At 71.3% G+C, this 12,309-nt stretch carries 15 protein-coding genes; 8 read left to right on the top strand and 7 right to left on the bottom strand.

Features of this window, described 5'->3' with window-relative positions; all coding sequences use genetic code 11:
• Positions 1–41: 41 nt before the first annotated feature.
• The 4 genes from E1288_RS04080 to E1288_RS04065 all read left to right on the top strand — a co-directional run bounded on the left by E1288_RS04080 (position 42) and on the right by E1288_RS04065 (position 1,708).
• Entirely contained in the window at positions 42–272 is a 231-nt protein-coding gene (locus E1288_RS04080; RefSeq protein WP_132480882.1) for a hypothetical protein, read from the top strand.
• Between the two features lie 68 nt (positions 273–340).
• On the top strand, positions 341–622 hold the full coding sequence (locus E1288_RS04075; protein WP_093259926.1) for a metal-sensitive transcriptional regulator: 282 nt from the start codon (positions 341–343) through the stop codon (positions 620–622).
• Positions 623–648: 26 nt separating this feature from the next.
• Positions 649–1,008 carry a hypothetical protein gene (locus E1288_RS04070; RefSeq protein WP_132480879.1) on the top strand — a complete coding sequence of 120 codons (360 nt, stop codon included), beginning with the start codon at positions 649–651 and terminating at the stop codon, positions 1,006–1,008.
• A gap of 79 nt (positions 1,009–1,087) precedes the next feature.
• Positions 1,088–1,708: a DUF305 domain-containing protein gene (locus E1288_RS04065; protein ID WP_132480876.1), complete on the top strand. Its 621-nt coding sequence runs from the start codon at positions 1,088–1,090 to the stop codon at positions 1,706–1,708.
• Between the two features lie 82 nt (positions 1,709–1,790).
• Here the strand turns inward: E1288_RS04065 and E1288_RS04060 are convergent, their stop codons facing one another.
• The gene (locus E1288_RS04060) at positions 1,791–2,072 is read right to left on the bottom strand and encodes a metal-sensitive transcriptional regulator (protein WP_093259932.1); all 282 of its coding nucleotides are present in this window, start codon (positions 2,070–2,072) and stop codon (positions 1,791–1,793) included.
• Between the two features lie 223 nt (positions 2,073–2,295).
• Between E1288_RS04060 and E1288_RS04055 the strand changes: the two genes are divergently transcribed.
• The 3 genes from E1288_RS04055 to E1288_RS04045 all read left to right on the top strand — a co-directional run bounded on the left by E1288_RS04055 (position 2,296) and on the right by E1288_RS04045 (position 5,080).
• The gene (locus tag E1288_RS04055; protein ID WP_132480873.1) at positions 2,296–2,580 is read left to right on the top strand and encodes a WhiB family transcriptional regulator; all 285 of its coding nucleotides are present in this window, start codon (positions 2,296–2,298) and stop codon (positions 2,578–2,580) included.
• A gap of 384 nt (positions 2,581–2,964) precedes the next feature.
• Complete coding sequence (locus E1288_RS04050) at positions 2,965–4,176, top strand: multidrug effflux MFS transporter (RefSeq protein ID WP_235883323.1); 1,212 nt, start codon at positions 2,965–2,967, stop codon at positions 4,174–4,176.
• Positions 4,177–4,270: 94 nt separating this feature from the next.
• Positions 4,271–5,080: an SAM-dependent methyltransferase gene (locus E1288_RS04045; protein WP_132480870.1), complete on the top strand. Its 810-nt coding sequence runs from the start codon at positions 4,271–4,273 to the stop codon at positions 5,078–5,080.
• Here E1288_RS04045 and E1288_RS04040 read toward each other — a convergent pair whose 3' ends face one another.
• From E1288_RS04040 to E1288_RS04020, 5 genes are read right to left on the bottom strand one after another with little or no spacing between them, the layout of a single operon-like run.
• The gene (locus tag E1288_RS04040; protein ID WP_132480867.1) at positions 5,081–6,643 is read right to left on the bottom strand and encodes an N-acyl-D-amino-acid deacylase family protein; all 1,563 of its coding nucleotides are present in this window, start codon (positions 6,641–6,643) and stop codon (positions 5,081–5,083) included.
• A 14-nt stretch (positions 6,644–6,657) separates the two neighbouring features.
• Complete coding sequence (locus E1288_RS04035) at positions 6,658–8,091, bottom strand: Na+/H+ antiporter NhaC family protein (RefSeq protein WP_132480864.1); 1,434 nt, start codon at positions 8,089–8,091, stop codon at positions 6,658–6,660.
• The gene (gene menC / locus E1288_RS04030; RefSeq protein ID WP_132480861.1) at positions 8,088–9,206 is read right to left on the bottom strand and encodes an o-succinylbenzoate synthase; all 1,119 of its coding nucleotides are present in this window, start codon (positions 9,204–9,206) and stop codon (positions 8,088–8,090) included. The genes E1288_RS04035 and menC overlap by 4 nt, the downstream gene beginning before the upstream one ends.
• A complete protein-coding gene (locus tag E1288_RS04025) occupies positions 9,203–9,877 on the bottom strand; it encodes a MurR/RpiR family transcriptional regulator (protein ID WP_132480858.1) in 675 nt (224 codons plus the stop codon). Before E1288_RS04025 ends, menC begins: the two co-directional genes overlap by 4 nt.
• Complete coding sequence (locus E1288_RS04020; protein ID WP_132480855.1) at positions 9,874–10,659, bottom strand: GNAT family N-acetyltransferase; 786 nt, start codon at positions 10,657–10,659, stop codon at positions 9,874–9,876. Before E1288_RS04020 ends, E1288_RS04025 begins: the two co-directional genes overlap by 4 nt.
• A 140-nt stretch (positions 10,660–10,799) precedes the next feature.
• On the opposite strand from E1288_RS04020, the gene E1288_RS04015 reads away from it, so the two are divergent.
• Positions 10,800–11,933, top strand: a complete 1,134-nt coding sequence (locus tag E1288_RS04015) for a M20/M25/M40 family metallo-hydrolase (protein WP_235883322.1) — start codon at positions 10,800–10,802, stop codon at positions 11,931–11,933.
• Here the strand turns inward: E1288_RS04015 and E1288_RS49775 are convergent.
• Positions 11,920–12,243 (bottom strand): SDR family oxidoreductase, encoded by a 324-nt coding sequence (locus E1288_RS49775; RefSeq protein ID WP_408012920.1) that lies wholly within the window; start codon positions 12,241–12,243, stop codon positions 11,920–11,922. The genes E1288_RS04015 and E1288_RS49775 overlap by 14 nt on opposite strands.
• Positions 12,244–12,309 lie beyond the last annotated feature (66 nt).

The following is a 12,309-nucleotide window of genomic DNA, read 5'->3' as shown; positions in this document are numbered from 1 at the left end:
TACACTCGCGGTGGCGGATGTCTGCAGGAAGGTGCCCCGGAGTGATCAACAAGAGTCGGCTCAGCGTGCTGCTGGTGCGCACGGCGCTTTTCTTCGTCGCCGCCGTGGTGCTCGGCTTCATCTACGAGTGGCCTGCGTTCGCCGTCATCGCCGCCGTGATGACCGGCGCCGCCACGCTGGTGCAGCTCGGCGGGGTGCTGTGGCTGCGGCGCACCGAGCGCCGCGACCCGGAGTCCGCCAAGGAGCCGGTCCGGACGGACGGCTTCCTCTGAGGCCACCTTGCCGACGCTACCCCCTGGGGGTATAACGGAGGTGTCGCCGAGGACCCGAGGAGGTCGCGATGCACGGCTACACCCAGAACAAGGACGACTACGCCAAGCGACTGCGCCGCATCGAGGGCCAGGTGCGCGGCCTGGCCCGGATGATCGACAACGACGAGTACTGCATCGACGTGCTGACCCAGGTCTCGGCGACCACCAAGGCCCTGCAGGCGGTGGCCCTGGGGCTGCTGGACGAACACCTCCAGCACTGCGTCGCCGAGGCGGTGGCCGACGGCGGCGGGCAGGCCGACGAGAAGATCCGCGAGGCCAGCGACGCGATCGCCCGGCTCGTCAGGTCCTGAAACCCAGCCCGGGTATGGTTGGTGTCGTGCAGGCGCGTTCAAGGCTGGTGCGGTGGGGACTCCTGGTGGTCCTCGCGCTCGGCGTGGTGCTGATGCACCACGTGCCCGCGCAGCACGACCAGCCACACCCGTCGGCCGCGGTAGCCATGCATTCCGCGACGCCCACCGAGCACGGCGAACCGCCCGCAGCACCGGACCACGGCCTGCTGCACCTGTGCCTGGCGATCGCCGCCGGGTTCATCGCGCTCCTGCTACCCCTCCTGCGCCGCATCGCGAGCGCCTCGGCGGAGAACCCGAAGCCGCTCGCGATCACGGCGTTCACCCGCTTCCGGCCGCCCACCCCGGTCCCCCGGCGGTTAGCGGTGTTGTGCGTGCTTCGGCGCTGATCGGCAGCTGAGCGGCCACGGATCCACGTGGCCTGCTTCCGCATGCCCTTTTCAGCTCACGAAAGACGAGGACAACACCATGAAGCGCACGCGCGTGCTCACCGCTGCCATCGGCGCGGTCGCGGCGGCGGCCGTCCTGGCCGGTTGCGGCGGCGGTGACGACATGAGCAACATGCCCGGCCACGGGGCGCCGACCAGCGCCACCCAGCCCGGGGCCGACCAGCAGGCGGCGAACAACGCGGCCGACGTCACGTTCGCGCAGGGCATGATCCCGCACCACGAGCAGGCGATCGAGATGTCCCGGCTGGTGCCGGAGCGGGCGCAGTCCGAGGAGGTCAAGAACCTCGCCCGGCAGATCGAGGCCGCGCAGGGCCCGGAGATCCAGACGCTCACCGGCTGGCTGCGCGACTGGGGCGCCCCGGAGTCCACGCCCGGCATGGACCACGGCGCCATGGGTCACGGCGACATGGGCGGCATGATGTCGGACACCGAGATGCAGCAGCTCGAACAGGCCCGCGGCGCGGAGTTCGACCGGCAGTTCCTGACGCTGATGATCAAGCACCACGAGGGCGCGGTCACCATGGCTCGGACCGAGCTCGACAGCGGCCGGTTCCCGGCCGCGAAGCAGATGGCGCAGCAGATCATCGACACCCAGCAAGCCGAGATCGACACCATGCGCGGCTTGCTCCCCCAGGGCTGACCACCCGCAGCGAGGGGCACCCGCGACCAGGTCGCGGGTGCCCCTCACCCACCACTCGACTTCGGCGCGGCGGTGGCGCGGGTCAGGACTTGACCAGCCGCGCGATCGCCTCGCTCGCCTCGCGCACCTTCTCGTCGGCGTTCTTCCCGCCCTCGGACAGCGCCTCGGCCACGCAGTGCTTGAGGTGCTCGTCCAGCAGCCGCAGCGACACCGCCTGCAGGCCCTTGGTGGCCGCGGAGATCTGCGTCAGGATGTCGATGCAGTACTTGTCCTCCTCGATCATCCGGGCCAAGCCGCGGACCTGCCCCTCGATGCGCGCCAAGCGCTTCAGGTAGTTGTCCTTGTCCCCGGTGTATCCGTGCATCTCCGCTCCCATCGCCGCCGGTCCGGACTAGAGAGTACCCCCGACCGGTAGCAGGGCGGACGGCTCGACGGGACCGTCCACTGTGCACATCCGACCCGTTGGCCGGGTACGCGAACGATCAAGTGAATCCCGCTCGATCTTCCCGGCGGCACGTGTGCCGGGGCGCCGACCTGGGTAGGGCGACTGAGTGCCGGCGAAAGCGAGATCACCGGAGGTGGTAGCAGTGGCCGCAACAGCTCGGTTGCCCAAACCGGTCAGCGAAGCCTGGCACTGGCAGCTCCAGGCCGCCTGCCGCGACGTCAAGGCGAGCAGGTTCTTCCACCCGGAGAACGAACGCGGCAGCGCCCGCGAGAACCGCGAACGGCGAGCGAAGCGCATCTGCCAGGACTGCCCGGTCATGCGGCAGTGCCGAGCCCATGCACTGAAGGCCCGCGAGCCCTACGGGGTCTGGGGCGGCTTGGGCGAACGCGAGCGGCGAGACCTCATCGCCAGCAGCCGAGCCGCCTAGCGAGGGCGATTTCGCGCGAAATCAGCGGTTCCCCCTTCGCCGATTTCGCGCGAAATCGCCGCCGGATCGATCCGGTGTTGCAGCACCGTTTCGCCCCTGGAAATTCATTTGACATTTTCCCGACCCGCATTCCAGTCCACAATGGATACTTAGCGGCTCTAACATAAATCGGTCGAAATCCGGCACGCGCCAACGAATTCCAGGACGACCACGACCCATGTAGCCCGCATCACAGCGAATTCGTCGCGACAGCGGGAACAAACGGATCGGCGTGATCGCTGAAGCCCGCGTCAGATTCCCTGAAATCTTCCGCGGTGAATTCGAAAGGCAATGATGGACAACGTTGCGGTGCAGAGCCCACCGGAGGCACACCGTGCGCGCCCGGTGACCGAAGAGCCGACCGGATTCGAGCGATTCCGGGTGATCCTCGTGCTGGGGGCGCTCATCGCCCTCGGCCCCCTGACCATCGACATGTACCTGCCGGCGCTGCCGGCGATCGGCAACGACCTGCAGGCCTCCGCGTCCACCGTGCAGCTCACCCTCACCGGCACTCTGCTCGGGCTCGGCTTCGGCCAGCTGCTGATCGGGCCGTTCTCCGACATCGTCGGCCGGCGAATCCCGCTGATCGCGGGCACGGCCGTGCACATCGCGGCGTCGGTGGCCTGCCTCTTCGCGCCGAACGTGGCGGTCCTGGGCGTCCTGCGCGCGCTCCAGGGCGTCGGCGCGGCGGCCACGATGGTCGTCGCGCTGGCCGTGGTGCGCGACCTGTTCACCGGGCGCACGGCGGCCACCGCGATGTCCCGCCTGATGCTGGTGATGGGCGTGGCGCCGATCCTCGCGCCGACGCTGGGCGGCGCCATCCTGCTGGCCGGGTCGTGGCGCGGCGTGTTCGGCGCGCTGGCGATCATCGGCGCGGGCCTGCTGGTCGTCGCCATCTTCGCGCTGAGGGAGACGCTGCCTCTGGAGCGCCGCCAGGTCGCGGAGTTCCGGCCGGTGCTGCGCACCTACCGGACGCTGCTCACCGACCGCGACTTCGTGCTGTTGGCGATCGTGGCGGCGCTGGCGATGTCGGCGCTGTTCTCCTACATCTCCGGCTCGTCGTTCGTGCTGCAGGAGCAGTTCGGCCTCAACCAGCAGGCGTTCGGGCTGGTCTTCGGCGTCGGCGCGGTGGCGCTCATCGGGGCGTCCCAGTTCAACGTCGTGCTGCTGAACCGGTACACGCCGAAGCAAATCGTCACCGGCGCGCTGGTGGCCGCGACCGTCGCCGGCCTGGTGCTCACGGCGCTGACCACCACCGGGACCGGCGGGCTGTACGGGTTCATCGTGCCGCTGTGGCTGGTGCTGGGGGCGATGGGCTTCGTGCTGCCGAACGCCCCGGCGCTCGCGCTGTCGCGGCACGGCGAGGCCGCCGGGACCGCCGCCGCGCTGCTCGGCGCCGGGCAGTTCGGCCTCGGCGCGCTGATCGCGCCGCTGGTCGGCGTCCTCGGCAACGACGGCCCGGCGATGGCGATCACCATGACCGGCGGCGCGGCGGTCGCCCTGGTGGCCCTCGGCGTCGTGGTCAAGCTCGACCGGCGTGCCGGAGCTGCGGCGTGATCTCCGCGGCCGCCCTTGGAGACAGGACATAACGGGCGGGGTTAGCATCACGGCTGGGCGGCGGATGGCGTCGCCCAGCCGTGAGGAGGACCGGATGCCGCAGACGCCGACCGAGCCGGAGAGCATCGACCTCGAGAAGCCCAACGCGGCCCGGGTCTACGACTACTACCTCGGCGGCAACCACAACTTCGCGATCGACCGCCAGATGGCCGAGGAGGCCATCCGGATGTGGCCGGAGCTGCCGCTGATCATGCAGGCCAACCGCGCCTTCCTGCGGCGGGCCGTGCAGCACTGCGCCGAGCAGGGCATCCGCCAGTTCCTCGACCTCGGCTCGGGCATCCCGACGGTGGGCAACGTGCACGAGGTCGCCCAGCAGGCGGCGCCGGGCGCCCGCGTGGTCTACGTGGACACCGATCCGGTCGCGGTGGCCTACAGCAAGAACCTGCTGCGGGACAGCCCGAACGCCTCGATCATCCGCGCGGACCTGTGCGACCCGGACGCGGTGCTCGACTCCCCCGAGGTCGCCGACCTGCTCGACCTCAGCCAACCGGTGGCGCTGATGATGGTCGCGGTGCTGCACTTCGTCGGCGACGAGGCCCGGCCGTACGAGATCGTCGCCAAGTACCGGGACGCGCTCGCGCCCGGCAGCTTCCTGGTCATCTCGCACGCCGCCCCGGAGGGCCGGCCCGACGTGGCGTCGTCCCACGCCGACCTCTACCGCCAGCGCACTGCGACCCCGATGACCATGCGCCCCAAGGCGGACGTCAAGGCGTTCTTCGAGGGCTTCGAGCTGCTGGAGCCGGGCGTGGTGCCGCTGCCGCTGTGGCGCCCGGCGGCCGAAGCGGACGTCGACGAACACCCGGAGCGCTTCACCGGCCTCGCCGGGGTCGGCCGCAAGCCCTGATCACGCCGGCGTCAGCACCGCTCCGCCGCGACGGCCGGTCGCGGTGCCGTCGAGCAGCGCCGGCACGCCGTTGACCAGCACCGTCGAGCAGCCCGTCGCCAGTCGCCACGGCTGCTCGAAGGTCGAGTTGTCGATGATCGCGCCGGGATCGAACACGGCGATGTCGGCGGCCTTGCCCGCCGCCAGCACGCCCCGGTCGGTCAGCCGGGCGCGGGAGGCGGGCAGGGCGGTCATCTTCCGCACCGCTTCCTCGATGGGCAGCACCCCGCGCTCGCGCACGTAGCGCCCGAGCACCCGCGCGTACGTGCCGAAGCTGCGTGGGTGCGGACGGCCCTCGCCCTGCTCGGACAGGGTCCAGCCGTCGCTGGCCACCGACACCCACGGGTGCCGGAGCACCGTTTCGACATCCGCCTCGCTCATCGCGTGGTTCACGATCGCCACGTTCGCCGCGTGCTCCTCCAGCACCCGCAGCGCCGCCTCGGCGGGATCGGTGCCCGCTCGGCGGCCGATCTCCGCGATCGACAACCCCATGTGCGGGCTTTCCGCACCGATCGGCAGGTCGGCGATGATCACGCCTTCCGGATCGATGTCGCGGCCGAACCTCGCGCGCAGCTCGGCGGCGATGCGTTCGCGGACGGTGGTGTCGGCGAGCCGCGCCAGGAGCGCGTCCTTGCCGCCGTCGACCGCCCACGCCGGCAGCCGGGACACCAGCGAGGTGCTGGAGGCGGTGTACGGGTAGACGTCGGCGGCGACGTCCACTCCCCGCTCGCGTGCCGCGTCGATGAGCGCGAGGGCTTCGACGACCTTGCCGTGGTTCTCCGGCCCCATCGCCTTGAGGTGCGAGATCTCCAGCCGCGCACCGGAAAGCTCCGCGGCCTCGATCGCTTCGCGCACCGCGTCGAGCAACGTCGCCGCCTCGTTGCGCATGTGCGTCGAGTACAGCAGGCCGGCCGACGCCGCCGCGGCGACCAGCGCGCGCACCTCGGCGGCGTCGGCGAACACCCCCGGCGCGTAGATCAGGCCGGTGGAGAAGCCCACGACTCCTTGCTGCGCGGCGGTTTTCACCAACGCGCACATCCGCGCCAGCTCGTCTTCGCCGGGCGCGCGGTCGACGTCGCCGAGCACCGCGAGGCGCACCGCGTTGTGCCCGACCTGGAGCCCGACGTTCAGGGCCGCGCCGTCGACGATCTCGCGGAAACCGGCCGCGTCGCGCCAGTTCCAGCTCAGCGCGCGGTCGTCGATGATGCTCGCCCGGCGGATCAGGTCCGGATCGGTGAACGGGAACGGCGAGTGCCCGCAGTTGCCGGTGATCAGCGTCGTGACGCCCTGGTGGATCTGCGTGGCGGCGCCGGGATGTCCTTCGAGGGTGTAGTCGGCGTGCGAGTGCAGGTCGATGAAGCCCGGCGCGACGACCTGCCCGGTGGCGTCGATCTCCCGCTTCCCGGCCAGCTTCGCGGTGCTGACCTCGGCGATCCGGTCGCCGACGACGCCCACGTTGCCGCGCCGTCGCGGCGTTCCGGTCCCGTCGACGACGTCGCCGCCGTTGATCACGATGTCGAACATGGAGCCTCTCCCGGTCAGCTGGTTTCGAAGAACAGGATCGCGGCGTACAGCAGGCAGCAAGGCACGAGCAGCGCGAAGCCGGTCAGCAGCGTGTTCTTCAGATTGGTGGAACGCGCCAGGCTCATCGCGCTGACCATGTTGGCGTTGGGGAACGGCCCGTAGGTGTCCGCCTTGGACGCGAACAGCAGCACCACGACCCAGGCGCCGGTGGTGACCCCGACGCTGGCCGCGAGCTCGCCGAAGACCTTGTCCAGCAACACCACCTGCGCGGCGGTGGCGCCGGGCACGCCGACCCAGCCGAGCGCGGCGATCACCAGCGCGAACACGAACGGCGGCAGGCCCTGCAGGTCGGCGCCGTAGGTGTCGAGGACGACCTGGAACGGCTGCAGCTCGTCGATCGCGGCGAACAGCACCGCCAGCAGCCAGAACAGCAGGAACACGTTCACCAGCCGCGCCGCGCCCCGGTACATCTGGGTGGCGATCTCCACCGGCCCGAGCCCGCCGGCCAGCCCGGCCACGATGCCCAGCACCGGCAGCGCGAGCAGCGGGAACGTGGTGCCCGCGCCCGAGACGATCGCGTACGCGACGCTGGCGACCAGGACGATGCCGAACGCCGCGGTCGCACGGCCGCTGCCGCGCACCGGCTTCTCGTCGGTGGCGCCGAGATCGGCCGCGTCGTACTCGTCGCCGGTGCCCTCGGTGCGCCGCTGCATCCACGGCACGATCAGCAACCCGGCGACCAGCGACAGCACCGCCAGCGGCCCCGCCCCGTACAGCAGGTACTGCAGGTAGCCGACCTCGGCCGCGCTCATGATGGCGACGTTGGAGCCGGCGAACGGCGCGAGCGCGAGGCCCGCGCAGCCGCCGATGAACATCATCGAGGCGGTCGCGGAGCGGGTGAAGCCGAGCCGGGCGACGATCGGCAGCAGCAGCGGAGCGGCGATGGCCAGCGCACCGGCGAGGGTGCCGAGGCTGGCGACGAGGATGAGGCAGGAGACCATCACGCCGAGCGTCGCGGCGGTGCGGCTGCGGTCGCCGACCACGCGCATCACGCCGCGCACGATGGTCGCCGCGATGCCGGTGCTGCGCAGGATCTCGCCGACCCCGGCGCCGAGCATGATCACCAGGCCGATCACGGTGACCTGCTCGCCGAGGGATTCGCCGAGCAGCTCGCCGACCGCGACGGGCGTCGGCAGCATGATCAGCAGCGCGGAGATCACCGCCACGACGGTCGCCACGATGATGTCCATGCCGATGAGCGCGAGCACCGCGTAGAGCACGATCGGCACCAAGCCCCACAGCGTCGGTGCCTGCGCGAACGGGCCGACGGCCGCGGACAGCACGAGCCCGGCGATGGCGCTGCAGGTGATGGTCAGGGACCGGACGCGAGACCGTCCGGCGGGGGCATCCGCGCCCGTCGAGGCGTCGGCACTGTCCACATTGCTCATGAGGACTGCTTTCTGTGGGTCTGGTGGCTGTGCTGGGCGATGAAGTCCTCGTCGACCTCGACGCCGAGCCCCGGGGTGGTGGGCACGGCGACGGCCCCGTGCTGCGCGACCAGCGGCGGGAACACCACGTCGCGGGCGTAGTACTTGTCGGATGCCGAAACGTCCGATGGCAGCGTGAAACCGGGCAGGCTGGACAGCGCGACGTTGGCGATGCGGCCGATGCCGAACTCGTGCATCCCGCCGCACCACACCGGCCAGCCCGCGTCGCGGGCCAGGTCGTGCGCGGCGACCGCAGTGGTCAGCCCGCCCATCCGGGACGCCTTGATGTTGAGGATCCGCCCGGCCCGCAGTGCGATCGCGGTGCGCAGATCGTCCAGGGTGTCGACGGATTCGTCAAGGCAGACGGGGGTTTCGATGCTCTCCTGCAGCTGCGCGGACGGCAGCAGCGCGCGCGGCGCGAACGGCTGCTCGATCATGGCGAGCTCGAAGTTGTCCAGCTCTCGCAGCAGCGCCCGGTGTTCCGGGATGTCGAGGTAGGCGCCGTTGGCGTCGACGTGCAGGTTCAGCGCCGGGAACGCGGCGCGGACCTGCTTCACCGGTTCGACGTCCCAGCCCGGCGCGATCTTCAGCTTCACCCGCGGGTACCCGGCGTCGACCTGCCGCTGCACCTGTTCGAGCAGCTCGTCGATGGTGCGCTCGATGCCCAGCGACACCCCGGCCACCACGGTTTCCCGTTCGCCGCCAAGCGCTTTCGCGAGCGGCACGCCCCGCATCCGGCTCCACAGCGCCCATCCGGCGGCGTCGACGCCGGCGGCTGCGAAGCGGTGCCCGCGCACCTTGCCGTAGAGCTCGCCGAGCCGGCCCGGGTGCTCGACCTCGCGGCCGAGGATGGCGGGCAGCAGGTATTCGGTGGCGATCAGCCAGCTGGTCTCGACGGTGTCGGGCGCGTAGAACGGGTCGGACGGCGAGGCGATCTCGCCCCAGCCCACCGCGCCGGTCTCATCGGTGAGCCGCACCAGGACGTGCTCCAGGTGGTCCTTGCGGTGCGAGCTGGTCTGGAAGCTGTGCTTCAGCGGAAGCCGAACGCGGTGCAGCGTCGCGCTGTCGATCTTCACGGGTTCTCCGATTCGGGGTTGTCGGCCTCGTCCAGGTAGATGCCCAGGGAGCGAGAGAAGCGGTCCCGCTCGCCGAGGCGGCGCTGGGCGCCCTTGGCGCTCGCGGTGGTCAGGGTGGCCAGCACGTGCGCGACGGCGGCGACGGCGGTCGGCGAGTCCGAATAGGACGCGCTCTCGGTGGGCACGACGATCACCGCGTCGGCGACGGCGGACAGCGGCGCGTCCTCGGCGTCGGTGACCACCACCAGCGCGCCGCCGGCGGCGGCGAACTGGCGGGCCACCTCGACGCTTTCGCGGCGGTAGCGGCGCAGCGAAAAGACGACCAGCACGTCGCTGGAGCGCACCTCGGTCAGCACGTCGATGGCCTGCACGATCCGGCCGTCGATGGTGGTCACGTTCGACAGCGACGCGCCCAGGTCGGCGGCCAGCAGGCACGCGTAGCCGAAGGACTTGCCCGCGCCCAGGATGAACCGGCGGCGGGCGCCGACCACCAGCGCGGCGGCCCGCTCCACCGATCCGTCGTGGCCGATCGACGCCATCGCCGCGTCCAGCGACCGGATCTCCTGCTCGACGACGCGCTGTTGCAGGACGGCCGCAGAGCGGCGCTGCACCCGCGCGTCGAAGCGCTGGCGAGGGCTGGCGAGGTCGCGGTTGGCGTTGCGGGCGGTCACGTTCGGCTCCGATCGTCGGTCGGTGGGGCGAACCAGTAAACCGAGGTCTCCGCGGAGACCTGGCGGCAGGACCGGGCGACGAGCCCCAGCGCCAGGAACTCGTGGAAACCCGCGCGGACCGCGGCACGCACCTCGGCGTCCTCGGCCGGGCCCAGCAGCGTCGGATCGGTCGGCAGCGCGAGCCAGCCGTGCGCGCCCCGCTGCTGCGGGCGGCCCCAGTCGGCGCGGGTGGCGGGCGGGTTCGGGCCGGTCGTCGCGGCCGGGGTGGGCGGCCGTTCGAGATCCCACTCGACGACCACCCGGTCCGAGCGCTCGTGCAGGTAGAAGTCGTCGACGTACCAGCGGCCGAGCGCGCCGAGGACGTCCAGGTTGAAGTGCGCGTTGCGGGAGATCAGCGGGTCGTAGGACCAGCGCATGAAGCGCATGCCGGTGTCGCGCGCGACGGCCGCCTGCGCCAGCTTCAGCCGGCGGCCCAGCCCGAGGCCCTGGCTCTCCGGTGCGACGACCGCGGCCTGCGAGTAGTGGTACATGCCTTCTCCGTCACCGCCTCGCATCCCGTAGGCGAAGCCGAGCAAGGTGCCGTCGGCGGCGACGGCGCCGACGGCGGAGCCGCCGTTGCGCAGCAGCCCGGTCAGCAGCGGCGGGCTCAGCCCGACGTCGGAATTCTGGTAACCGAAGACGCGCCGGTACAGCGCGGCGGCCTGCCGCTGCAGCTCGGCGGTGTCCAGGTTCTGCACGACGAAGTCGCCGGCCAGGACAGCCGATTCCGGTCCGCGCCCCACGACCCCTCCTCGCCCGGCGCATCGGGATGAACACCCGCTGCAACCGAACATATGAAACGTAACCCGGACAACATGAGCCGCTAAATCCGTTTTGTCAACAGGGTTGTCTCCCTGGTTCTCAAGTTATACGTTCCGTATCTGTGACTGATGCGTTGATCGATGCCCGGCCCGCCGACGCCGCGCGGATGCGCGACCGGCTGCACCGCTACGTCCGGCTGGAGACGCCGAGCGGGCAGACGCCCGCGCTCGACGCCCTTCTCGACCTGCTGGAGCAGCGCTACGCCGAGCTCGGCGCGCGCACCGAACGACGCGCGCACGCCACCGGCGCGAACCTGCTCGCGCACTTCCCCGGCACCGGCGGCAGGCAGGGCGAACGGCCGATCCTGTGCCTGGGCCACCACGACACGGTGTGGCCGGCCGGCACGCTCGACGGCGCGGTGCCGTGGCTGGAGCGCGACGGCCGGATCCACGGGCCGGGCGTCTACGACATGAAGGGCGGGCTCGTCGTCTTCGAAACCGCCCTGGAAATGCTCGCCCGGGCCGACCACCGGCCGATCACGATGATCGTGGTGGCCGACGAGGAGGTCGGGTCGCCATCGGCGCGCGAACTGATCGCCGAGCACTGCGCGAACGCGGTGGCGGCGCTCGGCTTCGAGCCGCCGCACCCGGATGGCGCGGTGAAGACCGCCCGCTGGGGCAGCACCCGCGCGCGCATCAGCGTGACCGGCCGGGAATCGCACGCGGCGCTGGCACCGGAGGACGGCGCTTCGGCGATCGAGGAGCTGATCGACCAGTTGCTGGCCGTGCGCCGGATCGCGGCGGCGCACCCGGACATGCTGTGCAACGTCGGCACCATCGCCGGCGGCGGCCGGACCAACGTGGTCCCGGGAGAGGCGTGGTGCGAGATCGGCATGCGCTTCACCGACACCTCGACCGAGCGCACCGTGCTGGCGGCCCTGCGCGACCTGAGCCCGATCCGCCCCGGCACCACCGTCGCCGCCGACATCCTCACCAGCCGTCCGGTGTGGACGGATCCGGGGCCCGGCGAACTCGCCGGAACGCTGGCCCGCGCGGCACGAGCGGTCGGGCAGGAAACCTCGGGCCGCCCGGCCTCGGGAGCGGCGGACACCAATCTGACGGGATCCCTCGGCGTCCCCAGCCTCGACGGCCTCGGCCCGGTCGGCCGCGGCGCCCACGCCCCGGACGAGCAGATCGTCGCGGCCTCCCTACCCGAGCGAGCGGCCCTAGTGGCCTCCCTGCTCACCCACCTGTGACCTGCGGGGTGTGCAATTTCAATGGAAATCGAAGGTCCGATTTCCATTGAAATTGCGGAAGTTGTCCACAACCTCCGGCATGTCGTGGCCCGACACACCGGAGGACCGCAAGTTCCATTGAAATCGAAGGTTCGATTTCAATGGAACTTGCGGAACCGGACACCCCGCACGTCCGCAGTAGGACGACACCGCTCCAGACGGCGAGGCGGGCTGTCAGGCCGCCGTCGACGAGGAGGGTCCTGCCGGTGATCCCGCTGGCCTCCGGCGACGCCCGGAAGGCGATCGCCGCGGCCACCTCCGCCGGCTCGATCAGCCGGCCGATCAGGTGCTGGGCGCCCCACTCCGCGAACGCCCGCTCCGTGTTGCCGCCGGCGGC

Source organism: Saccharopolyspora elongata (genome assembly GCF_004348985.1).
Taxonomy (GTDB): domain Bacteria; phylum Actinomycetota; class Actinomycetes; order Mycobacteriales; family Pseudonocardiaceae; genus Saccharopolyspora; species Saccharopolyspora elongata.
This window is presented reverse-complemented; position numbering and strand designations above follow the sequence as displayed.

Coding starts and splice junctions, on each gene's coding strand:
- E1288_RS04075 (WP_093259926.1), top strand. CDS start 341: ATGCACGGCTACACCCAGAACAAGGACGACTACGCCAAGCGACTGCGC.
- E1288_RS04065 (WP_132480876.1), top strand. CDS start 1,088: ATGAAGCGCACGCGCGTGCTCACCGCTGCCATCGGCGCGGTCGCGGCG.
- E1288_RS04060 (WP_093259932.1), bottom strand. CDS start 2,072: ATGCACGGATACACCGGGGACAAGGACAACTACCTGAAGCGCTTGGCG.
- E1288_RS04045 (WP_132480870.1), top strand. CDS start 4,271: ATGCCGCAGACGCCGACCGAGCCGGAGAGCATCGACCTCGAGAAGCCC.
- E1288_RS04040 (WP_132480867.1), bottom strand. CDS start 6,643: ATGTTCGACATCGTGATCAACGGCGGCGACGTCGTCGACGGGACCGGA.
- E1288_RS04035 (WP_132480864.1), bottom strand. CDS start 8,091: ATGAGCAATGTGGACAGTGCCGACGCCTCGACGGGCGCGGATGCCCCC.